Source organism: Streptomyces sp. NPDC043878, assembly GCF_056435735.1.
In genome coordinates this window covers 1-24226 of the sequence record NZ_JBWKDW010000046.1, presented here as the reverse complement: position 1 = coordinate 24226, position 24226 = coordinate 1, and the positions used below count along the sequence as shown (strand labels likewise).

General features: G+C 72.0%; 17 protein-coding genes and 1 pseudogene. 9 read left to right on the top strand and 9 right to left on the bottom strand.

The features are described from left to right. The first annotated feature begins 244 nt into the window (after positions 1-244). Together hpf and AC07AZ_RS37145 are read left to right on the top strand one after the other, a co-directional pair. Positions 245-937 carry a ribosome hibernation-promoting factor, HPF/YfiA family gene (gene hpf, locus AC07AZ_RS37150; protein ID WP_478855177.1) on the top strand — a complete coding sequence of 231 codons (693 nt, stop codon included), beginning with the start codon at positions 245-247 and terminating at the stop codon, positions 935-937. 205 nt (positions 938-1142) lie between these two features. Beyond that, a complete protein-coding gene (locus AC07AZ_RS37145) occupies positions 1143-1886 on the top strand; it encodes a response regulator (RefSeq protein ID WP_478855176.1) in 744 nt (247 codons plus the stop codon). Positions 1887-1908: 22 nt separating this feature from the next. Here AC07AZ_RS37145 and AC07AZ_RS37140 read toward each other — a convergent pair whose 3' ends face one another. Together AC07AZ_RS37140 and AC07AZ_RS37135 are read right to left on the bottom strand one after the other, a co-directional pair. After that, positions 1909-3105: a winged helix-turn-helix domain-containing protein gene (locus tag AC07AZ_RS37140; protein WP_478855175.1), complete on the bottom strand. Its 1197-nt coding sequence runs from the start codon at positions 3103-3105 to the stop codon at positions 1909-1911. Between the two features lie 167 nt (positions 3106-3272). Continuing rightward, positions 3273-3845, bottom strand: coding sequence for a GNAT family N-acetyltransferase (locus AC07AZ_RS37135; RefSeq protein WP_478855174.1), 573 nt, complete (start codon positions 3843-3845; stop codon positions 3273-3275). A gap of 268 nt (positions 3846-4113) precedes the next feature. Between AC07AZ_RS37135 and secA the strand changes: the two genes are divergently transcribed. Then, positions 4114-6924: a preprotein translocase subunit SecA gene (gene secA, locus AC07AZ_RS37130; RefSeq protein WP_478855173.1), complete on the top strand. Its 2811-nt coding sequence runs from the start codon at positions 4114-4116 to the stop codon at positions 6922-6924. A gap of 83 nt (positions 6925-7007) precedes the next feature. Here the strand turns inward: secA and AC07AZ_RS37125 are convergent, their stop codons facing one another. Beyond that, positions 7008-7778: an Rv3235 family protein gene (locus AC07AZ_RS37125; RefSeq protein WP_478855172.1), complete on the bottom strand. Its 771-nt coding sequence runs from the start codon at positions 7776-7778 to the stop codon at positions 7008-7010. 301 nt (positions 7779-8079) lie between these two features. Here AC07AZ_RS37125 and AC07AZ_RS37120 point away from each other — a divergent pair, with 301 nt between their 5' ends. From AC07AZ_RS37120 to AC07AZ_RS37110, 3 genes are all read left to right on the top strand, one after another. Next, on the top strand, positions 8080-8595 hold the full coding sequence (locus AC07AZ_RS37120; protein WP_478855171.1) for a DUF6912 family protein: 516 nt from the start codon (positions 8080-8082) through the stop codon (positions 8593-8595). 70 nt (positions 8596-8665) lie between these two features. Continuing rightward, complete coding sequence (locus tag AC07AZ_RS37115) at positions 8666-9340, top strand: HAD family hydrolase (RefSeq protein WP_478855170.1); 675 nt, start codon at positions 8666-8668, stop codon at positions 9338-9340. Positions 9341-10080: 740 nt separating this feature from the next. After that, the gene (locus tag AC07AZ_RS37110) at positions 10081-15027 is read left to right on the top strand and encodes an NAD-glutamate dehydrogenase (RefSeq protein ID WP_478855169.1); all 4947 of its coding nucleotides are present in this window, start codon (positions 10081-10083) and stop codon (positions 15025-15027) included. Between the two features lie 166 nt (positions 15028-15193). On the opposite strand, the gene AC07AZ_RS37105 is transcribed toward AC07AZ_RS37110, so the two are convergent. Together AC07AZ_RS37105 and AC07AZ_RS37100 are read right to left on the bottom strand one after the other, a co-directional pair. Next, positions 15194-16111, bottom strand: coding sequence for an ABC transporter ATP-binding protein (locus tag AC07AZ_RS37105; RefSeq protein WP_478855168.1), 918 nt, complete (start codon positions 16109-16111; stop codon positions 15194-15196). Further along, positions 16104-17021, bottom strand: coding sequence for an ABC transporter permease (locus AC07AZ_RS37100; protein WP_478855167.1), 918 nt, complete (start codon positions 17019-17021; stop codon positions 16104-16106). The genes AC07AZ_RS37105 and AC07AZ_RS37100 overlap by 8 nt, the downstream gene beginning before the upstream one ends. A 191-nt stretch (positions 17022-17212) precedes the next feature. On the opposite strand from AC07AZ_RS37100, the gene AC07AZ_RS37095 reads away from it, so the two are divergent. Beyond that, entirely contained in the window at positions 17213-17839 is a 627-nt protein-coding gene (locus tag AC07AZ_RS37095; RefSeq protein WP_478855166.1) for a TetR/AcrR family transcriptional regulator, read from the top strand. A gap of 63 nt (positions 17840-17902) precedes the next feature. Here AC07AZ_RS37095 and AC07AZ_RS37090 read toward each other — a convergent pair. Together AC07AZ_RS37090 and AC07AZ_RS37085 are read right to left on the bottom strand one after the other, a co-directional pair. Next, positions 17903-18231: pseudogene (locus AC07AZ_RS37090) on the bottom strand (UDP-glucose 4-epimerase GalE); the annotation flags it as partial. 148 nt (positions 18232-18379) lie between these two features. Then, on the bottom strand, positions 18380-19678 hold the full coding sequence (locus AC07AZ_RS37085) for a glycosyltransferase 87 family protein (protein ID WP_478855188.1): 1299 nt from the start codon (positions 19676-19678) through the stop codon (positions 18380-18382). 190 nt (positions 19679-19868) lie between these two features. On the opposite strand from AC07AZ_RS37085, the gene AC07AZ_RS37080 reads away from it, so the two are divergent. Next, positions 19869-21383 (top strand): glycosyltransferase family 39 protein, encoded by a 1515-nt coding sequence (locus AC07AZ_RS37080; protein ID WP_478855187.1) that lies wholly within the window; start codon positions 19869-19871, stop codon positions 21381-21383. Here AC07AZ_RS37080 and AC07AZ_RS37075 read toward each other — a convergent pair. Further along, the gene (locus AC07AZ_RS37075) at positions 21331-21816 is read right to left on the bottom strand and encodes a MarR family winged helix-turn-helix transcriptional regulator (protein ID WP_478855165.1); all 486 of its coding nucleotides are present in this window, start codon (positions 21814-21816) and stop codon (positions 21331-21333) included. The genes AC07AZ_RS37080 and AC07AZ_RS37075 overlap by 53 nt on opposite strands. 126 nt (positions 21817-21942) lie before the next feature. Between AC07AZ_RS37075 and AC07AZ_RS37070 the strand changes: the two genes are divergently transcribed. Further along, a complete protein-coding gene (locus tag AC07AZ_RS37070) occupies positions 21943-22356 on the top strand; it encodes an organic hydroperoxide resistance protein (RefSeq protein ID WP_478855164.1) in 414 nt (137 codons plus the stop codon). Here AC07AZ_RS37070 and AC07AZ_RS37065 read toward each other — a convergent pair. After that, positions 22346-23956, bottom strand: a complete 1611-nt coding sequence (locus AC07AZ_RS37065; RefSeq protein ID WP_478855163.1) for a hypothetical protein — start codon at positions 23954-23956, stop codon at positions 22346-22348. The genes AC07AZ_RS37070 and AC07AZ_RS37065 overlap by 11 nt on opposite strands. Positions 23957-24226: the final 270 nt, after the last annotated feature.

Genomic DNA, 24226 nt, shown 5'->3' with positions numbered 1-24226 from the left:
GACGCCATCCGTCCGGGCGAGATATGTTCGGTTGTGAGAGAAAGGCGCAGGCCATCCCTCTCATCCGTGAATGCCACAGCTGCGGGTTCCGCACAATCACCCGCGGCGATGGGGTGGAGATCTTGCCCATGGGGGAGGAGGAGGTGGAAGTCACCGAGTCCGCGGTTCCGGAGCTCACCGGAACCTGGTGCAAAAGGGAGACGCTCCGCCACGGAAGTGGAGCGATCCGGGAACGGAGTTCTGCGTGGACATCGTCGTCAAGGGCCGCAAGACAGAGGTGCCCGAGCGGTTCCGCAAGCACGTGGCCGAGAAGCTGAAGCTGGAGAAGATCCAGAAGCTCGACGGCAAGGTGATCAGCCTCGACGTCGAGGTGTCCAAGGAGCCCAACCCTCGACAGGCCGACCGCTGTGACCGAGTGGAGATCACGCTCCGCTCCCGCGGTCCGGTGATCCGGGCGGAGGCGGCGGCCAACGACCCGTACGCGGCACTCGATCTGGCGGCGGAGAAGCTGGAAGCCCGGCTTCGCAAGGAGCACGACAAGCGGTACTCGCGCCGTGGCGCACGCAGGCTCACGGCGGCCGAGGTCGCCGACCACGTCCCGGACGCGGCCACCCTCAACGGCAACGGCGAAGTCGTCCACGAGGAAGAGCCGGACGGCGTACCCACGAAGAAGATCGGCTCGCTCGAGGTGAAGGGCGAAGGCCCCCTCATCGTCCGCGAGAAGACCCACGTAGCCTCCCCGATGACTCTCGACCAGGCTCTCTACGAGATGGAGCTGGTCGGCCACGACTTCTACCTCTTCGTCGACTCCGAGACGAAGGAACCGAGCGTCGTCTACCGCCGGCACGCCTACGACTACGGCGTCATCCACCTCAGCACGGACCCGATGGTCACGCAGGTGAACGCTCCCGAGGCGGGCGGCACCCTGGGCGGCTGACGCCCCTGGTCGGCAGCTGAGCCGGTGCCCCTGGAGCGCGCGTGCGCCCCCAGGGGCACCTGTGTGCGACCACTGCGCGCCCCGCTCTGTCACCTCACTGTCGTCCGGGCATGGAATCATGGCCGCACCGGCCCAACCGGTGGGTCGTTGCCTCGGGTTGGCGATGGCACAGGATCACAGGCCACGGCCTTCAGGGGGAGGAACGATGGCGGACAGCTTCGGACCGATGCACGACCAGGACACCGACGGCGTCGCGGGCGTGGACCCGGACACGGGCTCCGCACGCAAGGAGCCCATCCGCGTCCTGGTCGTGGACGACCACGCGCTCTTCCGCCGGGGCCTGGAGATCGTGCTCGCGGCCGAGGAGGACATCCAGGTCGTCGGCGAGGCGGGGGACGGAGCGGAGGCCGTCGACAAGGCCGCCGACCTGCTGCCGGACATCGTCCTGATGGACGTGCGGATGCCCAAGCGGGGCGGGATCGAGGCCTGCACCTCCATCAAGGAGGTCGCCCCCAGCGCCAAGATCATCATGCTGACGATCAGCGACGAGGAGGCCGACCTCTACGACGCGATCAAGGCGGGCGCGACCGGATACCTCCTCAAGGAGATCTCCACCGACGAGGTCGCCACCGCCATTCGCGCGGTGGCCGACGGGCAGTCGCAGATCAGCCCCTCGATGGCGTCGAAGCTCCTCACCGAGTTCAAGTCGATGATCCAGCGCACGGACGAGCGCCGGCTGGTGCCCGCGCCCCGGCTCACCGACCGGGAACTGGAAGTCCTCAAACTCGTGGCCACGGGAATGAACAACCGGGACATCGCCAAGGAGTTGTTCATCTCCGAGAACACCGTGAAGAACCACGTACGCAACATCCTGGAGAAACTGCAGCTGCACTCCAGGATGGAAGCCGTGGTGTACGCGATGCGGGAGAAGATCCTCGAAATCCGCTGAGGGCGCTCCGGCGCCGGGTGCGTCAGGCCAGGGCGCGGGCGAGTTCCGCCGCCAGGGGATCACGCAGTTCCGGGCCGTCCACCCGTTCCACCCGGACGTTCGTGCAGTCCACCCAGCTCGCCGCCTCGATCAGGGCCTGCGCCACCGCCGGGACCGCCTTGGCGCCGTCCACGGTGACCTGTCTGGCGACCAGGGTGCGCCCCTCGCGGGCGGGGTCCACGCGGCCGACCAGCCGGCCGCCGGCCAGCACCGGCATCGCGAAGTAGCCGTGCACCCGCTTCGGCCGGGGGACGTACGCCTCCAGGCGGTGGGTGAATCCGAAGATCCGCTCCGTGCGCGCCCGCTCCCAGACCAGGGAGTCGAAGGGGGACAGGAGTGTGGTGCGGTGGCGGCCGCGCGGCGCGGTCCGCAGGGCCTCGGGGTCGGCCCAGGCCGGCCTGTCCCAGCCCTCCACGGTGACCGGGACCAGCCCGGTGTCGGCGACCACCGCGTCGAACTGCTCGGCCTTCAGGCGGTGGTAGTCCGCGATGTCCGCGCGGGTGCCGACCCCCAGGGACCGGCCCGCCAGCCGGACCAGGCGGCGCAGGCACTCGGTGTCGTCCAGGTCGTCGTGCAGCAGTGGTTCGGGGACGGCGCGTTCGGCGAGGTCGTACACGCGCTTCCAGCCGCGGCGCTCGACGCACACCACTTCGCCGTACATCAGGGCACGCTCCACGGCGACCTTCGCGCCGGACCAGTCCCACCACTCGCTGGTGCGCTTCGCGCCGCCCAACTCCGTTGCCGTGAGCGGGCCTTCGGTGCGCAGCTGCTTGATCACCTGGTCGTAGGCACCGTCCGGCAGGTCGTGGTTCCAGTGTGGGCGGGAGCGGTAGGCGCGGCGCCGGAAGGCGAAGTGGGGCCATTCCTCGACGGGGAGGATGCAGGCGGCGTGCGACCAGTACTCGAAGGCGTGGGGCTCTGCCTGCCCCGCCGCGGTGGAGGCGGTGCCCCAGTAGGCGGCCTCGACCGTCGCGCGGCCCACGGCGCCGAGGCGGGCGTACGGGATGAGTTCGTGGGACCGGGCGAGGACCGAGATGGTGTCGAGCTGGACCGCGCCCAGATGACGCAGGACGCCGCGGACGCCCGCACGGCGGTCGGGGGCGCCGAGGAAGCCCTGGGCCCGCAGGGCGATGCGGCGGGCCTCGGCTGCCGAGAGGGGGAGGGGACGCGGGGTCGTCATGTCTCGCACGATAGGGGCCGGCACTGACAGCGGGGGCCGACCTGCCCTGTCGCGGGCCGGGCGCCCGGTGGCCGCGCCGGTGACGGAAGGTTCCCCCGGCACCGGCACCGGCACCGGCACCGGCACCGGACCCGGACCCGGTGGACGGGGCGCGCGCCGTGGGGTCGTCATGCCTCGGCCGGCAGGTAGGCCGACGGCGTCGGCAGGCCCAGGTCCGACGGCAGCAGCGAACCCACCCAGCAGTCCCGGCGTACGCCCGCGTGGACGAGCGCGGAACGCAGCGTGCCCTCCAAGCGGAAGCCGGCCCGCTCCGCGACCGCGCGGGAGGCCTTGTTGCCGACCTCCGCCCGCCACTCCACACGGTCCGTGCGCAGGTGCGTGAAGGCCCAGCGGGTGGCGGCGGCGACGGCCTCGGTGGTGTAGCCGTTGCCGCGGTGCTCCCTGGTGGCCCAGTAGCCGAGCTCGGCCGTACCCGGGCCGCGCGTGGTGAGGGAGAGCATGCCCACCAGGTCCGCCGGCCCGGCGAGGAAGACGCCGAAGGTGAACACCGACTCCTTCGCCCAGCCGAGGGGGACCACCTGCTCCGTGAAGCCGCGCGCGTGCTCGTGACGGTACGGCGAGGGGATCGCCGTCCAGCGCTGGATGTCCGGGTCCTGGGCGGCGGCGTACACGGCGTCGGTGTCCTGCGGGCCGACCGTGCGCAGCAGGAGGCGGCCGGTGGAGAGCTTCACGGGGTCCATCGGCCGATTCTGCTGGGCGGCCGGAGCGGGCCGCCACCGCTTTAGCCGTGTGTGAGCGCGTGATCACGATTCGCGCAATTCCTCGGCGGGACGCGGCACCATCCGCGACCTCCGGCCGTTGTCCCCTTTGAAACAGATGTGGAATGCGGACCGTCGCCGACCCGGCAGGGCCTCCCGGCGTGGCGGGGTCCTCGCATACGATGGCCGTTGCTCACTAAGTCAAATGGAACCGACCGTCCCGGCCCGACCGGCAAGGAGACCAAGCCCCGTGTCCGTCCTCTCGAAGATCATGCGTGCAGGCGAAGGCAAGATCCTGCGCAAGCTGCACCGCATCGCGGACCAGGTCAAGTCCATCGAAGAGGACTTCGTCGACCTCTCCGACGCCGAGCTGCGGGCCCTGACCGATGAGTACAAGCAGCGGTTCGCCGACGGCGAGACCCTGGACGACCTGCTTCCCGAGGCTTTCGCGACCGTCCGCGAGGCGGCCAAGCGCGTGCTCGGCCAGCGCCACTACGACGTGCAGATGATGGGCGGCGCCGCCCTCCACCTCGGCTACGTCGCCGAGATGAAGACCGGCGAGGGCAAGACCCTCGTCGGCACGCTGCCCGCCTACCTCAACGCCCTGTCCGGAAAAGGCGTCCACCTCATCACGGTCAACGACTACCTGGCCGAGCGTGACTCCGAGATGATGGGCCGCGTCCACAAGTTCCTGGGCCTGAGCGTCGGCTGCATCCTCGCCAACATGACGCCCGCCCAGCGCCGCGAGCAGTACGCGTGCGACATCACCTACGGCACGAACAACGAGTTCGGCTTCGACTACCTGCGCGACAACATGGCGTGGTCCCAGGACGAACTCGTCCAGCGCGGCCACAACTTCGCCATCGTCGACGAGGTCGACTCCATCCTCGTCGACGAGGCCCGCACCCCGCTGATCATCTCCGGCCCGGCCGACCAGGCCACCAAGTGGTACGGCGACTTCGCCAAGCTGGTCACGCGCCTGAAGAAGGGCGAGGCCGGCAACCCGCTCAAGGGCATGGAGGAGACCGGCGACTACGACGTCGACGAGAAGAAGCGCACCGTCGCCATCCACGAGTCCGGCGTCAGCAAGGTCGAGGACTGGCTGGGCATCGACAACCTCTACGAGTCGGTGAACACGCCTCTGGTGGGTTACCTGAACAACGCCATCAAGGCCAAGGAACTCTTCAAGAAGGACAAGGACTACGTCGTCATCGACGGCGAGGTCATGATCGTCGACGAGCACACCGGCCGTATCCTCGCCGGCCGCCGCTACAACGAGGGCATGCACCAGGCGATCGAGGCGAAGGAAGGGGTGGACATCAAGGACGAGAACCAGACGCTCGCCACGATCACCCTGCAGAACTTCTTCCGCCTCTACAACAAGCTCTCCGGAATGACCGGTACGGCGATGACCGAGGCCGCCGAGTTCCACCAGATCTACAAGCTCGGCGTGGTCCCGATCCCGACGAACCGGCCCATGGTCCGCAAGGACCAGTCGGACCTGATCTACCGGACCGAGGTCGCCAAGTTCGAGGCGGTCGTCGACGACATCGCCGAGAAGCACGAGAAGGGTCAGCCGATCCTCGTCGGCACCACCTCGGTCGAGAAGTCCGAGTACCTCTCGCAGCAGCTGAGCAAGCGCGGTATCCAGCACGAGGTGCTCAACGCCAAGCAGCACGACCGTGAGGCGCCGATCATCGCCCAGGCCGGCCGCAGAGGCGCCGTGACGGTGGCCACCAACATGGCCGGCCGTGGCACCGACATCAAGCTCGGCGGCAACCCCGACGACCTCGCCGAGGCGGAGCTGCGCCAGCGCGGCCTCGACCCCGAGGAGCACATCGAGGAGTGGGCGCACGCCCTGCCCGCCGCGCTCGAGAAGGCCGAGCAGGCCGTCAAGGCCGAGTTCGAACAGGTCAAGGAGCTCGGCGGCCTCTACGTCCTCGGCACCGAGCGGCACGAGTCGCGCCGTATCGACAACCAGCTGCGCGGCCGCAGCGGCCGCCAGGGCGACCCCGGCGAGTCCCGCTTCTACCTCTCGCTGGGCGACGACCTGATGCGTCTGTTCAAGGCCCAGATGGTCGAGCGCGTGATGTCGATGGCCAACGTGCCCGACGACGTGCCGATCGAGAACAAGATGGTCACGCGCGCGATCGCGTCCGCCCAGTCGCAGGTCGAGCAGCAGAACTTCGAGACCCGCAAGAACGTCCTCAAGTACGACGAGGTCCTCAACCGTCAGCGTGAGGTCATCTACGGCGAGCGGCGCCGCGTCCTGGAGGGCGAGGACCTGCAGGAGCAGATCCAGCACTTCATGAACGACACGATCGACGCCTACGTCGGCGCGGAGACCGCAGAGGGCTTCCCGGAGGACTGGGACCTCGACCGGCTGTGGGGCGCCTTCAAGCAGCTCTACCCGGTGAAGATCACCGTCGAGGAACTGGAGGAGGCGGCCGGTGACCGGGCCGGCCTGACCGCCGAGTTCATCGCCGAGTCCATCAAGGACGACATCCACGAGCAGTACGCGTCGCGCGAGACGCAGCTCGGCTCCGAGATCATGCGTGAGCTGGAGCGCCGGGTCGTGCTGTCGGTCCTCGACCGCAAGTGGCGCGAGCACCTCTACGAGATGGACTACCTCCAGGAGGGCATCGGCCTGCGCGCCATGGCGCAGAAGGACCCTCTGGTCGAGTACCAGCGCGAGGGCTTCGACATGTTCACCGCCATGATGGAGGGCATCAAGGAGGAGTCCGTCGGCTACCTGTTCAACCTGGAGGTCCAGGTCGAGCAGCAGGTCGAGGAGGTCCCGGTGGAGGACACGGCGCCGACGCTCGAGAAGCGCGACGCGGTGCCCGCGCAGGCCGGCTCCCGTCCCGAGATCCGCGCCAAGGGCCTCGACGCCCCGCAGCGGCGGGACCTGCACTTCTCCGCGCCGACGGTGGACGGCGAGGGCGGTGTCGTCGAGGGCGAGTTCGCCGACGACGAGGAGCCCGTGCGCTCCGAGGCGGACGGCCTCACGCGTGCGGAGCGGCGCAAGCAGTCGCGCGGCGGGCGTCGCCGCAAGAAGTGACGTGACGGTGCCTTCGGCGCCGGAGCGAGTCGAAGGGCCGGGTCACCCCAGGGGTGGGCCGGCCCTTCGGCGTGTCGGTGGCGTCAGTCGTCGTCCGGGTGCGGAGGGCGAGGGCCGCCCAGCTCGACCGCCGTGCAGCGCCAGCGCAGGTCCCGGCCCTGTTCCAGACGGAAGGCCATGGCGCGCAGCTGGTCGCCGGCGCCGATGCGGGCGAAGACCTCGACGGCACCGGGACGGGGCACGTAGTAGCCGAGGTCGCGGACCACCGGGCGGGCGCCGCGGGTGCGCAGCGGGCCGCGCTCGGCGAGGTGCGCGAGTTCGTCGTAGGCGCGGCCCGCGGTGTGGCGGAGCATCCAGTGGACGGGGCGCTGACCGCTCAGTACGGCGAGCAGACGGTCCGCGAAGACGTCGGTGGTGGCGGGGGGAGGGGCGAGCGGGCGGCGGGGGGCCTGGAGGGGGACCGTTTGGTGGTCCGCGGCGGCTCGGGGGGCGGGTGCACGCGTGGCGGCGTGCAGGGGTGTGGCGCCGATGCCTCGGATGAGGGCCGCTGTGGGTGACGTGAGGGCGGCTGTCGTGCCGGTGCCGGTGTCCGTGCCCCTCGTGCTCCCGCCCGTATCTGTCGTGCGCGTGCCGGAGCCGGCCGGGGCTGTCGGGGGACGGCCGTCGGTGGGCCTCGTGCGGGTGCGGGTTCCGCTGCCGCCCGGTGAGCCAGGGGGCCTGCCGCCCGCGGCCGTCGTACGGGCCGTACCGCCGCCGGGCGTGCGGGGCGGTGCACCGCCGGGGTGACGCGGGTCGCGGCGGCCGGGCGGACGGCTGCCGGGTTGCTGCTTCGCCCTGGTCATGACCTTGTGCATGGTGTCCCCGCTCGACGGGCCCGGACGGTACCGGGCGGTAACTTCGGTTGGGGATCTTGTACGGGGCCGTGCGGCGGGCCGGCAAGGCGGCCGGGGCCTCGGGCGGAGGGTCGGCACGTTCACTTATCCGAGTGATCGGGTGGCCGGAAAAGCCCGTGGCGACGGGGGCGGGCCGGGTGAATCCGGGGGCGGCCGGTGGACGCCCGCCGGGGGGTGGGCGGGGACCCGAAAGGCGACGCCCGCACGTATCCTGAGAGCCGTCCGGCCGCGGCGAACCCCACCGACCAGAAAGCGGACTGTCATGCGCGTCTACGTCCCCCTGACCCTCTCCGGTCTCGCCGAGACGTACAAGGCGGGAGAGCTGGGGGCCGGGCCGCTCGTGGCGTACGCCGTCACGCCGGCGCTGCGGGAGTGGTACCTCTCCGACGACATCGAGGAGCTGGAGTACGCGGCGCTGAACCGGGCCGCGCTGGCCTCGCTCCGGCTGCTGGCGGCGGACCCCGGTGCGGCCCGGCGGCGGGTCGTGGTCGCCGTGGACGTGCCCGACGGAACGGCGGTCGCCGACCCCGGCCGGGCCCTCGACCCGGCGGCGCTCGGCGAGGTGCGGATCGCCGCCGCCGTACCGCTGGCCAAGGCCGCCGCGGTGCACGTCGACTCCGGCGACGCGGAGGCGGACGTGGCCGCCGCCGCGGAGGCGCTGCCGGCGGCGGACGCGGGGGACGACGACGCGCAGTTCGTCGTGGACGGGGCCGAGGACCACGAACTGCTGTGGTTCGCGCGGCAGGAGATCCCCAACCTGGTGGGGCTCGGGGAATAGCCGGCCGACCGCACCGGGCCCGGCAGCCGCGGGTCTCTTCGTTGTCAGTGGCGGCGGGTACGTTTTGGACATGGGGATGCAGACGGACGCGCACATCGTCTGGGACTGGAACGGGACGCTGTTCCACGACAACGACGCGATCATCGGGGCGACGAACGCGGCCTTCGCCGAGCTCGGACTCGAACCGATCACCTTGGAGCGGTACCGGTCGCTGTACTGCGTGCCGGTGCCGAAGTTCTACGAGCGGCTGCTGGGACGGCTGCCGACCGACGCCGAGTGGGAGCTCATGGACGCGGTCTTCCACCGGCACTACCAGCAGCACCGGGTTCGCTGCGGGCTCACCGACGGCGCGGCGGAGCTGCTCGCCGGGTGGCGCTCGGCGGGACGCAGCCAGTCCCTGCTGAGCATGTACGGGCATGACGAACTGGTGCCGTTGGTGCGGGGCTTCGGCATCGAGCCCCACTTCGTACGCGTGGACGGGCGGACCGGTCCCTCCGGCGGCAGCAAGGCCGAGCACATGGTGCGGCACCTCGCGGCCCTGACCGGCGCGAGGAGCATGGACCCCGCTCGTACGGTGGTGATCGGGGACGCCGCCGACGACGCGGTGGCCGCGCTGCACGTCGGGGCACGCGCGGTGCTGTACACCGGCGGTTCGCACGGCCGGGCCAGCCTGGAGACGGTGGGCGTCCCGGTGGTGGACACGCTCGCGGAGGCCGTCGAGGAGGCGGCACGACTGGCCGCCTGAGGCGAGCGGGCCGACCGGCCGGGAAGGAGCCCGTCAGAGACCGGGCAGGCCGCGGTCGGGCAGGTACGGACGGCAGGCCACGGAGCGAGGTCGGGACCGGCAGGTCAACGCGGGACCGGCAGGTCGGCGATCGCAGGCCGATGATCGGCCGGTCGCCGGTCGCCGGTCGCCGGTCGCCGGTCGCCGGTCGGCGATCAGCGGTCGGGATCGGTCCGGCGCCCGTCGGTCGGGATCAGTCCTGCGCCCGTCGGTCGGGATCAGTCCTGCGCCCGTCGGCCGGCGGGGCCGTTACGCCGGATCGGCTGTTCGCGCCCCTGTGCAGAATGTCAAAGTTCCACCCCAGGTTTTGTACACATACGGCTCATGACGGGCCCCCTCCCGGGGGCGATAGCCTGGTGGCGTGATCAGCGCGATAGTTCGCGGGGGCACTGCCGCCCCCGCCCTGCGCCCGGCGAGCACGGACCATCTCCGTGACCGGGCGGCGGTCGCTGGTCCTCGCGGGCGGGACGGGGCCACCAGGGCCCCCAGGACGCCGTGCACACACCCGGGACAGGCGCCGCAGAGATCAGCGTCACACCCTGAGGGCGTGTCGAGAATGGCTGATAACCCCCCGCTCATCTCACCTTGCGGCATAGCGTCGGAGCAGACCGGACACCCCGCGTCTGGACGTTGCGTCGGAGGGGAAGAGGCCGTGTTTCCTTCTACGTCACGCAATGGCGCGCGACAGGAGCCAGAGGACAATGCAGACCAAGCTGGACGAAGCCAAGGCCGAGCTGCTCGAGAGGGCCGCCCGGGTTGCTGAGAACAGTCCGGTCGGGGGGCACCTACCGACCGGGACGACGGACGAGGGCACGCCGGACCCGGACACCGTGCTCGCGTTCCTCCAGCGCTACTACCTGCACACCGCCCCGGAGGACCTCACCGACCGCGACCCGGTCGACGTCTTCGGAGCCGCCTTCTCCCACTACCGGCTGGCCGAGAACCGCCCGCAGGGCACGGCCAGCGTGCGGGTGCACACCCCGACCGTCGAGGAGAACGGCTGGACCTGCAGCCACTCCGTGGTCGAGGTCGTCACCGACGACATGCCCTTCCTCGTGGACTCCGTGACGAACGAGCTGACCCGTCAGGGCCGCGGCATCCACGTCGTCATCCACCCGCAGATGTTCGTGCGCCGCGATGTCACCGGCAAGCTGATCGAGGTGCTCAACGCGCCCGTCACCGACCGCCTTCCGCACGACGCGCACACCGAGTCCTGGATCCACGTCGAGATCGACCGGGAGACCGACCGCGCCGACCTGAAGCAGATCACCGCCGACCTGCTGCGTGTCCTGTCCGACGTCCGCGAGACCGTCGAGGACTGGGACAAGATGCGGGACGCGGCCCTGCGGATGGCCGACGAGCTGCCGAAGGAGCCCGTCGCCTCCGACCTGCGCGGCCAGGACATCGAGGAGGCCCGTGAGCTGCTGCGCTGGCTGGCCGCCGACCACTTCACCTTCCTCGGCTACCGCGAGTACCGGCTGCGCGACGACGACTCCCTCGCCGCCGTGCCAGGCACCGGTCTGGGGATACTGCGCTCCGACCCGCACCACGCGAGCGACGAGAGCCACCCCGTCAGCCCCTCCTTCGAGCGGCTGCCCGCCGACGCCCGCGCCAAGGCGCGCGAGCACAAGCTGCTCGTACTCACCAAGGCCAACAGCCGCGCCACCGTGCACCGGCCGTCGTACCTCGACTACATCGGCGTCAAGAAGTTCGACGAGCAGGGCAACGTCGTCGGCGAGCGGCGCTTCCTCGGACTGTTCTCCTCCGCCGCCTACACCGAGTCCGTACGCCGGGTCCCGGTCATCCGGCGCAAGGTCGCGGAGGTCCTGGAGCGCGCAGGGTTCTCGCCCAACAGCCACGACGGGCGCGACCTGCTCCAGATCCTGGAGACCTACCCGCGCGACGAGCTGTTCCAGACCCCGGCCGACGAACTGCAGGCCATCGTCACCTCGGTGCTCTACCTCCAGGAGCGCAGGAGGCTGCGCCTCTACCTCCGCCAGGACGAGTACGGCCGCTACTACTCCGCCCTCGTCTACCTCCCCCGCGACCGCTACACGACCGGGGTGCGGCTGCGGATCATCGACATCCTGAAGGAGGAGCTCGCCGGCACCAGCGTCGACTTCACGGCCTGGAACACCGAGTCGATCCTGTCCCGGCTGCACTTCGTGGTGCGCGTCCCGCAGGGCACAGAGCTGCCGCAGCTGTCCGACGCCGACAAGGAGCGCATCGAGGCGCGGCTGGTGGAGGCCGCCCGCTCCTGGGCCGACGGTTTCGCCGAGGCGCTCAACGCCGAGCTGGGAGAGGAACGCGCGGCCGAACTGGTGCGCCGCTACGGCAACGCCTTCCCGGAGGGCTACAAGGCCGACCACACCCCGCGGGCCGCGGTCGCCGACCTGGTGCACATCGAGCAGCTCACCGAAGCCCAGGAGCACGGCGGGAAGGACTTCGCGCTCAGCCTCTACGAGCCGGTGGGCGCCGCTCCCGAGGAGCGCCGCTTCAAGATCTACCGCAAGGGCGACGCGGTCTCCCTGTCCGCGGTGCTGCCGGTCCTCAACCGGCTCGGCGTCGAGGTCACCGACGAGCGGCCGTACGAGCTGCGCTGCTCGGACCGCAGTGTCGCCTGGGTCTACGACTTCGGTCTGCGCATGCCCCAGACGCAGAACGGCGGCGGTGACTACCTGGGCGACGACGCCCGCGAGCGCTTCCAGGAGGCCTTCGCCGCCACCTGGACCGGCAGGGCGGAGAACGACGGCTTCAACTCCCTCGTGCTCAGCGCCGGGCTGGGCTGGCGGCAGGCGATGGTGCTGCGGGCGTACGCCAAGTACCTGCGCCAGGCGGGTTCCACGTTCAGCCAGGACTACATGGAGGACACCCTCCGCAACAACGTCCACACCACGCGTCTGCTGGTGTCGCTGTTCGAGGCGCGGATGTCGCCGGACCGCCAGCGCGCCGGGCACGAGCTCGTGGACGCGCTGCTGGAGGAACTGGAGGCGGCGCTCGACCAGGTGGCGAGCCTCGACGAGGACCGCATCCTGCGGTCCTTCCTCACCGTCATCAAGGCGACCCTGCGGACCAACTTCTTCCAGGAGGCGGCGGGCGGCAAGCCGCACGCGTACGTCTCCATGAAGTTCGACCCGCAGGCGATCCCCGATCTGCCGGCACCGCGCCCGGCGTTCGAGATCTGGGTGTACTCGCCGCAGGTGGAGGGCGTGCACCTGCGGTTCGGGAAGGTCGCCCGCGGCGGGCTGCGCTGGTCCGACCGCAAGGAGGACTTCCGGACCGAGATCCTCGGCCTGGTCAAGGCGCAGATGGTGAAGAACACCGTCATCGTGCCCGTGGGCGCCAAGGGCGGCTTCGTCGCCAAGCAGCTGCCGGACCCGGGCGTGGACCGGGACGCCTGGCTGGCCGAGGGCATCGCCAGCTACAAGACGTTCATCTCGGCGCTGCTCGACATCACCGACAACATGGTGGCCGGCGAGGTCGTGCCCCCGGCGGACGTCGTCCGGCACGACGAGGACGACACCTACCTGGTGGTCGCCGCCGACAAGGGCACCGCGACCTTCTCGGACATCGCCAACGGTGTCGCGGAGAAGTACAACTTCTGGCTCGGTGACGCCTTCGCCTCCGGCGGTTCGGCCGGCTACGACCACAAGGGCATGGGCATCACCGCCCGCGGTGCCTGGGAGTCCGTCAAGCGGCACTTCCGGGAGCTGGGCGTGAACACCCAGGCCGAGGACTTCACGGTCGTCGGCATCGGTGACATGTCCGGTGACGTGTTCGGCAACGGCATGCTGCTGTCCGAGCACATCCGCCTGGTCGCCGCCTTCGACCACCGGCACATCTTCCTGGACCCGACCCCGGACGCGGCCGCCTCCTACGCCGAGCGCCGCCGCGTCTTCGAGCTGCCCCGCTCCAGCTGGGCCGACTACGACACGGCGCTGATCTCCGCGGGCGGCGGCGTCTTCCCGCGCACCGCCAAGGCCATCCCGGTCAACGCCCACATCCGCCAGGCCCTCGGCATCGAGGACAAGGTGTCCAAGATGACGCCGGCCGACCTGATGAAGGCGATCCTCCGGGCGCCGGTCGACCTGCTGTGGAACGGCGGCATCGGCACGTACGTGAAGGCGTCGACGGAGTCCCACGCGGACGTCGGCGACAAGGCCAACGACGCGATCCGGGTCGACGGCGCCGACCTGCGGGTCCAGGTCGTCGGGGAGGGCGGCAACCTCGGTCTGACCCAGCTCGGCCGGATCGAGTTCGCGCTGCACGGCGGCAAGACCAACACGGACGCCATCGACAACAGCGCGGGCGTGGACACCTCCGACCACGAGGTGAACATCAAGATCCTGCTCAACGGCCTGGTCACGGACGGCGACCTGACGGTCAAGCAGCGCAACAAGCTGCTCGCCGAGATGACCGACGAGGTCGGCCACCTGGTCCTGCGCAACAACTACGCGCAGAACACGGCGATCGCCAACGCCCTCGCCCAGTCCAAGGACATGCTCCACGCGCAGCAGCGGTACATGCGGCACCTGGTGCGCGCGGGACTGCTCGACCGGGCGCTGGAGTTCCTGCCCACCGACCGCCAGATCCGCGAGCGCCTCGGCGCCGGGCAGGGTCTGACCAGCCCGGAGACGGCCGTCCTGCTGGCGTACACGAAGATCACGGTCGCCGAGGAGCTGCTGCACACCTCGCTGCCGGACGACCCGTACCTGCGCGGACTGCTGCACACCTACTTCCCGGCGCCGCTGCGCGAGAAGTTCGGCGACCGGATCGACGGCCACCCGCTGAACCGTGAGATCACCACGACGGTCCTGGTCAACGACACGGTGAACACGGGCGGTACGACGTATCTGCACCGCCTGCGCGAGGAGACCGGTGCCTCGTTGGAGGAGATCGTCCGCGCCCAGACCGTGGCCCGCACGATCTTCCGTTCGGGCGCCGTGTGGGACGCCGTGGAGGCACTGGACAACACGGTCGAGGCCGCCGTCCAGACCCGGATCCGTCTGCACTCGCGCCGACTGGTGGAGCGGGGCACGCGCTGGCTGCTGAACAACCGGCCGCAGCCGCTGCAGCTCGCCGAGACGGTGGAGTTCTTCTCCGAGCGGGTCGAGCTGGTCTGGGGACAGCTGCCCAAGCTGCTGCGCGGCGCGGACCTGGAGTGGTACGAGCAGATCCGGGACGAGCTGACGGCGGCGGGCGTGCCGGACGAACTGGCCACGCGGGTGGCCGGGTTCTCCTCCGCCTTCCCGACGCTCGACATCGTCTCGGTGGCCGACCGCATGGGCAAGGAGCCGCTGGCCGTCGCCGAGGTGTACTACGACCTCGCCGACCGGCTCCACATCACCCAGCTGATGGACCGCATCATCGAGCTGCCGCGCGCGGACCGCTGGCAGTCCATGGCCCGCGCCTCGATCCGGGAGGACCTGTACGCGGCGCACGCGGCGCTGACGGCCGACGTGCTCGCCGTGGGCAACGGCACCTCGACCCCCGAGCAGCGCTTCACGGCGTGGGAGGAGAGGAACGCGCCGATCCTGGGCCGGGCCCGCACGACCCTGGAGGAGATCCAGGGCTCGGACTCCTTCGACCTGGCGAACCTGTCGGTGGCGATGCGGACGATGCGTACGCTGCTGCGCGCGCATTCGTAGCCCGTACGTGCGTGAGGGCGCCCCCGGCCGTTGTGGCGGGGGCGCCCTTCGTTCTGCCCGGACAGCCGCGGCTGCCCCACGGCTCACGGCTCAGCGCACGGCTCAGCGCACGGCTCACGCCGCACGGCTCAGCGCACGGCGTACGCCTCAGCGCATGCCTCACGCCTCACGAGGAGAGCGGCACCTTCGCGTCCTCCGGCGTGGTCTGGGTCTGCTCCGGGGCCTTCGGGGCCTTCGGGGGAGTCTTCTTCGGGCGGGGCTTCGGCTTGGGCTTCTCCGGGCCGCCCGTGAACGCCTCGTACGCCTCCAGGACCTCCTCGGTGGGGCCGTCCATGCGCAGCTCGCCGCGCTCCAGCCACAGCACGCGGTCGCAGGTGTCCCGGATCGACTTGTTGTTGTGGCTGACCAGGAAGACCGTGCCGGCGTGCTCGCGCAGCTCGCGGATGCGGGCCTCGGACCGCTTGCGGAAGGAGGCGTCGCCGGTGGCCAGGGCCTCGTCGACGAGCAGCACGTCGTGGTCCTTGGCGGCGGCGATGGAGAAGCGCAGGCGGGCCGCCATGCCGGAGGAGTAGGTGCGCATCGGCAGGGTGATGAAGTCGCCCTTCTCGTTGATGCCGGAGAAGTCGACGATCTCCTGGTAGCGCTCCTTGACCTGCTCGCGGGACATGCCCATGGCGAGGCCGCCGAGGTAGACGTTGCGCTCGCCGGTGAGGTCGTTCATCAGGGCCGCGTTGACGCCCAGGAGGGAGGGCTGGCCGTCGGTGTGGATGCGGCCGTTCTCCACCGGCAGCAGTCCCGCGACCGCCTTGAGCAGGGTCGACTTGCCCGAGCCGTTGGAGCCGATCAGACCGATCGCCTCGCCCCGGTAGGCGACGAACGACACCTTCCTGACCGCGTGCACCGTGCGCACGCCCGCGGCCCGTTCGGCCTTCTCGCGGCGCAGGATGCGGTTGAGGGCGGCGGTGGCGGAGCCGCGTCCGGCGCCGGTGCCGTTGACCCGGTAGACGATGTCGACGTTGTCGACGACGACGGTGGGGATGCGCTCGCCGTCGCTCTCGTAGCGGTACTCGGTGTTCTCAGCCACGGCCGTACGTCTCCTCAGCCTTCCAGAAGTAGATGAAGCCGCCGACTCCGGCGAGCAGGGCCCAGCCGGTCGCGATCGGCCACACGTGGGGCGGCAGCTGGCTCGAGTGGAAGCTGTCGATCAGGGCGAAGCGCATCAGGTCGATGTAGACGGCCGCCGGGTTGGCCCGGAGCACGGGCGCCACCCAGGACGGCAGGTCGCTGTGCTTGCTGAGCAGGCGGTCGAGGCTCCACATCACGCCCGAGACGTACATCCAGGTGCGCAGCACGAACGGCATCAGCTGCGCGATGTCCGGCGTCTTCGCACCCAGCCGCGCCACGATCATCGCGACGCCCGCGTTGAAGGTGAACTGCAGCACCAGCGCCGGGATCGCCAGCAGCCAGGAAGCGGCCACCGGCACGCCGAAGCAGAGCAGGATCACGACCAGGGCGGCCATCGAGAACAGCAGCTGCTGGAGCTGCTGGAGCGCGAACGAGATCGGCAGCGCGGCCCGCGGGAAGTGCAGCGCCCGGACGAGACCGAGGTTGCCCGCGATGGCCCGGGTGCCGGACATGATCGAGCTCTGCGTGAACGTCCACACGAACACGCCCGTCACCAGGAACGGGACGTAGTCCGGCACGCCCCGCTTGGTGCCCATCAGCACACCGAAGATGAAGTAGTAGACCGCCGCGTTCAGCAGGGGGGTCATCACCTGCCAGATCTGGCCCAGTTTCGCCTGGCTGTACTGCGAGGTGAGCTTGGCGGTCGAGAAGGCCGCGATGAAGTGACGCCGGTCCCAGAGCTGGCGGACGTAGTCCGGCAGGGAGGGGCGGGCGCCGCTGACCGAGAGGCCGTGGCGGGCGGCGAGGGCCGCGAGATCGTCGTCGGCCGGGGCCGGCGTCGGGGGCGGTGTGTGGAGGACCTGGCTCACATCCGCTGCTTTCACTCGGGGGGAGGGGGTGGTGCGCGTCAGGTTTCCGCCGGGTTCGTCACCCGCGGTTTCCTTACGCTTTCCTTCACGTTCTCTTACGTCGGGACGGGACCGTATCGTCGCAACGCGAGCGTAGGCGGAGTGGACGTCGGAACGCAACCGTTTCGTCGTGACGCCCTATGCTGGACCGTATGACGACGAACGCAGAGGAGCCCCTAGCGCGTCCGCGCCGCCGGACCCCCGCGGGAGCCGCCGTGCTCCGGGAGGACGTGACGGAGGCCATCCGGGCGGCCGTCTTCGAGGAGCTCGCGTCCGTCGGCTACGCGCGGATGTCGATCGAGGGCATCGCGCGCCGCGCGGGCGTCGGCAAGACGGCCGTCTACCGCCGCTGGCGCTCCAAGCTGCACCTCGTCCTGGACCTCGTCTCGGCGATCGCCGTGCAGGGCCTGCCGGCCCCGGACACCGGCTCGCTGGAGGGCGACCTCCGACTGCTGTACGAGGTGACCTCGCGGGCGCTGCGCCACCCCGTCGCCTCGCAGATCATCCCCGACCTCCAGGCCGAGGCGGCCCGCAACCCCGACATCGCCGAGGCCATGCAGAAGGCGCTGCGCGAGGGACAGGACGGCGTCGCCAGCAAGATCATGGTCTCGGCCGCGCAGCGCGGCGAGATCCGGCCCGGCGCCGACGAGGACCTGGCCCTCGACCTGATCTCGGGGCCCCTGTACTGGCGCTCGGTGGTGATCCGCAGCCCGAAGCTGCCCAAGGGCTACCTGGGCGCACTGGCGCGAGCGACGGCGGAGGCACTCAAGGCGCTGTGAGGCGCCTCTGGCGGGGGGCCGGGAGCCTGTGGCCCCTCCGCCCCTCGTCGCGCGGGACAGCCCTCAGCCGCGTGCCGCCTCCGGGTGCAGCCGTACCCGGTCCTCCCAGGCCGAGGTGATCATGTCCTGGACGTCGGGCGTGGCCTTCCGGTCCAGCCCGGTGGCGGCGCGATCGGCGGACGCCACGACCCGGGCCGGGTCGCCGGGGCGGCGTGGGGCGACCGCCGGGGGCGGTGGTGGCCGGTGAGGGCGCTGATGCGGTCGATCATCTCGCGGACGGACCCGCCCTCCCCGCGGCCGATGTCGAGGGTGAGTGCGCGGCCCGGGGCGGCCCGCAGGGCGCGGGCGGCCGCCACATGGGCGTCCGCCAGGTCCGCCACGTGGATGTAGTCGCCGCCGCCGGTGATCAGCCAGGTCATGTGCGGCGGTTCCCTCCTCCGTTGCCCGTGGCGGCGCCCCGCGTGCCGCCGTCTCGGTGAAGCAGGCGGCGGGACCGGGCGTGGGCCTCCCGGCGGGGGACCGCCGCGACGTGGTTCCCCGTCACCGGGACGGGGACCGGTGGGCGCCGGAGAGGCGCCGGGCGGGGAGCGGGAGCAGGGACGCGAGCGGTTCCGAGGGGAGGCGCGGGGGCCGGCGCGGCGGGCCGTCGGTGGAGCGCCACAGGCGGATGAACGACAGGGCGGCGGCCGCGGCCAGCAGGCCGTTGCGTACGAGCATCAGCGCGCAGCCCGTCCAGGTGCTGGTGACCACCTCGTGGTACAGGACGGGGTACACGACCGAGCTGACGGCGGTGGCCGCCACGACCAGCGCGGCCGCGGGACGCTGCACGGTGTGCCGGGAGGTCAGGCAGACGGCGGCCAGGCCCACCAGCCAGACCATGTACTGCGGGCTGATGACCCGGCTGGTGACGGTGAACAGCAGGACGGCGCTGAGCGCCGCGTCGTACGGCGTGGCCGGTGTCCAGTCGCCTGCCCGGACCCGCCAGAGCACCAGCAGCGCGAGGGCGACGCCGGTGAGCGCGAGTGAGGCGCCGGCGACGGCCGCGACGCAGGGGCCGGTGAACTCCATCGCCCCGTAGCGGTAGCCCACCGTCCCCGGCCAGCCGGCGTGGGTGGCGAGGCCGAGCAGGGTGCCGCCGAACGACTCGATCTGCACGCCCCGGCCGCCCTGCTGGAGCAGGAAGGAGAAGGGGTCGCGGCACACGGCGGCGAACAGGGCGACCGCCACGACGGCCGTCAGCCCCGCCCACGTCCACGCCGACCGTGCCGCCCGGCCCCTCGCCAGCCCCAGCAGCACCAGCGCCGGCCACACCTTCACCAGGGCGCCCGCCGCCGCGAGCGCCCCGCACACGCGCGGGTACCTCGACCACGCCAGCAGGGCGAGGACGGCGAGCGCGGTGACCTGCACGTCGTAGCGCGCGAGCGGGAGGTGCAGCAGCAGCGGGAGGCCGCCCACCCACACCGCCGCCCCGCACAGGCTGTGGCCGGGCCGCCCGCCCGCGCGCACCAGTGCCACGGTGACGGCCGCGTCGGCGGCGAGGGTGAGGACGACGAACGCCTGGAAGTACGTCAGTCCGGGCAGCAGCGCGGGTGACAGCAGTACCGGGCCGGCGCCCGGCGGGTACTGCCACAGCGGGTCGTGCACGGGGAAGGCGCCGTGCGCGAGCCCGCCGTACCAGCGGTGGTAGAGCCGCCACACCTCGCCCGCCACCCGGCCTCCGCCCAGGACGGCCAGCCCGTTGTGGGCGAGCAGCCACAGCATCAGGGCGCGGCCGGCGAGCCAGGCGGCGGCGAGGGCGAGGTGACCCGGTCGTCGCACGGCGCTCGCCGAGGTGGTCATGAGGGGGTGCGGTGCGAGGTTCATCGGGGGGATGGTAATCCGGGCGAATGACATGAAACGTCTGATACACCGCCAATCATCACCAATGGCCCGTCGGCACCACACAATCGGCCTTGTGACGAGCGGGCAGTCGAGCAGGGCCGGCCGGGCCGGTGACCGTGCGGTGGCCGTGGCGGTTCCCGCGGCCGTGATGCTCGCGGCCGGACTGTGGGGCCTGGACCGCGGCGGCATGTGGGGCGACGAGAGCGTCACCTTCCTGGTCGCCTGGCGCACGGTGCCGCAGATCTGGCGGCTGCTGCACGAGGTGGACGCGGTGCACGGGCTGTACTACCTGTTCATGCACGTCGTGCTGCCCCTCCACCCCGGCGAGGTCGTGCTGCGGCTGCCGTCGGTGTGCGCGGCCTCCGCGACGGCCGCGCTGGTCGCCGCCCTCGGGGTGCGGCTGGCCCGGCCGCGGGTCGGGCTGTGGGCCGGCCTGCTCTACGCGGTCACACCGCTGAGCGGCCACTACGCGCAGGAGGGGCGGTCCTACGCGCTCGTCGCGGCCGGCGTGGCGGGCGCGACGCTGCTGCTGGTACGGGCGACGGACGGACGGCCGGGGAAGCCCGGGGCGGTGTGGTGGCCCTACGGGTGCGTCCTCGCGGTGACCTGTCTGCTGCACGAGCTGGCGGTACTGGCGGTCTGCGCGCACGCGGCGACCCTGGCGCTCGCCCGGGTGCCGAGGGCCGTGTGGACGGGCTGGGCGCGGGCGGTGGCGGTGACCGGGGCGGTCCTGCTGCCGCTGGTGTGGGTGTCGCGGCGCCAGTCGGGGCAGGTGGCCTGGCTGGTCGCGCCGGGCTGGGACCGGGTCGGGAAGCTGGTGCGGAGCTTCGTCGCCGGTCCCACGGGAGCGGTCTTCTGGGTGTCCGTCCTGCTGCTGGTGGCGGGCCTCGCGGCGCGGCGCGTGGCGGTGGTCGCGGGCCCGCTGCTGGTGCTGCCGCCGGTGATCCTGATGAGCGTCTCGCAGGTCCGGCCGCTCTATCACGACCGGTACGTGCTGTACGCGCTGGCCGGGTCACCGCTGCTGGTGGCCGCGGGGGCCGACCGGGTGGCCGCGGCCGTGGCGGGGCTGCGGGCCCGCCGGCCGGGCGCGCGGCCTCCGTCGTACGGCCGGGCTGTCGTCCTCGCCGGTGTGCTGGCCGTCGCCCTCGCCTTCCTGCAGACCCTTCCGCTGCAGCTGGACGACCGCTCCCCGGACCACCGTCCCGACAACCTCGCGGCGGTCGCCGGCCTCGCCGCCCGGCAGGTCCGCCCCGGCGATCCGGTGCTGTTCCTGCCCTCGGTGGGGCGGCTGGCGGCGCTGACGTATCCGCGGGGGTTCCGGCGCGGCCGCGACATCGCGCTGCGGGAGTCCGCGCCCCGGTCCGGGACGCTGTGGGGCCGTGAGGCCGGGCCCCGGGAACTGCTGCGCCGGCTCGCCTCGGTGGACCGCGTCTGGGTCGTCGCCGAGCCGTACGCCCTCACCTCCCGCTGGTCGCCGCGGGACCCGACCGAGCGGGCCAAACTCAGGGTCGTCCGGGAGCAGTTCACCCCGCGCAGGGAGTACGTCCGCCGGGGGGTGACCCTGCGTCTCTACGTCCGCGTCCCGCCCGTGACCGGTCGGGCGGGCGCGCCTACGGGCGGCCCGGCGCCTGGGACAGCGCGGCCGCGTCCAGCGCGGTGGTGAGTTCGTCGAGGCGGGCACGCAGGGCGCCGAGCTCCTCCATGTCGAATCCGGTCGAGGCGAAGATCCGGCGCGGTACCTCCAGGGCCCGCTCACGCAGCGCGGTGCCCTCCCCGGTCAGCCGCACCTCCACCGAGCGCTCGTCGCGGGTGCTGCGCTCGCGTCGTACGAGGCCGGTCGCCTCCAGCCGCTTGAGCAGCGGCGAGAGCGTGCCGGAGTCGAGCCGCAGGTGTTCGCCCAGTTTCTTCACGGGCAGGTCGCCGTGCTCCCACAGCACCAGCATCACCAGGTACTGCGGGTAGGTCAGACCGAGGTCCTTGAGGATCACGCGGTAGACGCCGTTGAAGGCGCGGGAGGCGGCGTGCAGGGAGAAGCAGATCTGGCGGTCCAGGCGGAGCCAGTTCTCCTGGGTGGCTGGGGTCGGCGTCGCGGTCATGCCTCCAGGATAGCTCTTTCGAGTCATTTAGTTGTGCACAATTCAGTTGTGTGCTCTACTTGAGCCCGGAAGGCGGCCCGTAAGGGCGCCGCCGCACACGACTCGCACGCAGAGGGATGGTTTTCCATGGACGCGATCTACACCGCTGTCGCCACCGCCACCCACGGCCGGGACGGTCGCGCCGTCTCCTCCGACGGCACGCTGGACCTCGCGCTGGGCATACCGGTGGAGATGGGCGGCAACGGTCAGGGCACCAACCCGGAGCAGCTGTTCGCCGCCGGTTACGCCGCCTGTTTCGGCAGCGCCCTCGGCCTCGTCGGCCGCGCCGCCAAGGTCGACGTCAGCGACGCCGCCGTGACCGCCGAGGTCGGCATCGGCAAGGAGGGTGAGGGCTTCGCCCTCAAGGTCACCCTGCGCGTCGAGCTGCCCGACACCGTGGACGAGGCCACCGGCCGCAAGCTCGTCGAGCAGGCCCACCAGGTGTGCCCCTACTCCAACGCCACCCGCGGCAACGTCCCGGTCGACCTCGTCATCGAGTAGTCACCGGACGGCTGTCCGGGGAAGACCCCGGGCGGCCGCCCCCCGAGGGGACCCGCGCGAGCACCTCGCCGGTCCGCCGGCTCCACGCCACCACCACCGCCTCGGGGGGCACCGGGTGGCGGGGCGTCAGCAGCAGCCAGCGCACGTGGTAGCGGCGGACGAGGGCGGCGCGCCCGGCGCGGGTCGAGCCCGGGGCGAGGTAGGCGCCGACGTCGGCGAGCCGGCGGGCCCGCTCCCGCTCGTCCAGGGCCGGGTCGGGCCAGATCGGCGCGGCGAGGTCCGGACCGTACCCGGCGATGAGATGACCGGCGATGTACCCGTCGGTGATCACCACCTCGCCGTAGCCGATGTGCCGCGCCGCCCAGTCGTACGACGGCCAGCGCGGCGGCTGCGGGAAGCCCACGGGGTCCAGCGCGCGCGGTACGACCGCCCCGGCCTGCACGGTGAGGAACCCCACGCACGCCCCGGCGGCCACGGCGGCGCCCAGTGCCCGTCTGGGCCGCCCCCACGGCCGGGGCGCCGCCAGCGCGACGGCAGGCGCCAGTTGCAGGGGCAGCAGCGCGGACCACAGGGCCCTGCCGTACGTGTAGTGCCCGCTCACCCAGCCGTACCCCACCACCAGGCACTGCAGCGCGAACATCAGCACCAGCGGGTCACGCGCCGAGCGCCGGGCGCGCGCCCACAGCGCGGGCGCCCCGAGCAGCGCCAGCCAGGAGTTCGCCGCCATCTGCTCGTACAACCGGTGGTGCATCGCGTCCAGGCCGCTCTCGCCCGTCAGCGACAGCACGTCGTAGTACGGCCAGGACACCGCGACCGCCAGGGCGAGCGCCCCGGCGAGCGCCCAGCGGCCCGCCACCGGCGCCCGCCACGCCCGCTGCCGCGCCGCCATGACCGCCACCGCCCCGGTCACCGCCGACACGGCCGTCACCGGGTGGATCAGCAGGATCAGCCCGTACAGCGCCCCGAGCCCGGCGTACCCCCACCAGCCGCGCAGCCCGCGCGGGCCGACGTAGCGCACCGCGGCGCCGTCCGTCCCCGCGAGGGTGCCGGTCAGCGCCCACGCCCACAGCGTCAGCCCGATGGCGAACGCCGAGGGGTAGCCCAGGTTCGTGGTCATCGGCATCAGCCCGAGGTAGCCGCTCCACAGGACGCGTGCGGTGCCCCACAGCAGCGTCATCGCCGGCAGGGCGAGCACCGGCGCCCACGGGCGGGGCGTGAGCACCCGGACGAAACGGCCGGTCCCCGTCAGCAGGACCAGCAGGTGCACCGGCCCGGCCAGCTTCACGACCTCCCAGCCCGACAGCCCGGTCAGCCGCGCGAGGACGGCCTGGGCGACGGCGTACGGCCCGTAGTAGGGGCTGCCCGCGCCCGGCAGGGCGGCCATCGAGTGCGCCGGGTGGAGCAGGTCCGCCTTGAGGCGTTCCACGACCGCCGCGTGCTGGCCGGCGTCGCAGCACAACGGCACCCGCCAGTACGCGAGCGTCATCACCAGCCAGAACAGGGCGCCGAAGAACTGGTACGGACTCGGGCGCCGCAGTCGGCCGCCGCGCAGCGCCGTCGCGCCGCGCACGGTCCGCCGGACGAGTGTTCCGGCGCTCACCGGAGGGACGGAGAAGGGGGCGTCTGGGGCATGGGCCGTATGTTCCCGCCGCGGCCGACGGCATGACGCGCGTCACCTCAACGAGTGAGGCCGCGACCCCGGTGGCCACCCCGGTCGGGGGGGGGGGGGGGGGGGGGGGGGGGGGGGGGGGGAAGGAGGGGGGGGGGGGGGGGGGGGGGGGGGGGGGAAGGGGAGGAGGGGTTGGAGGGGAGGTGAGGGGGTGATGGTGGGTGGTGGGTGGGTGGGTCGGCACCCACCCACCCGCCCACA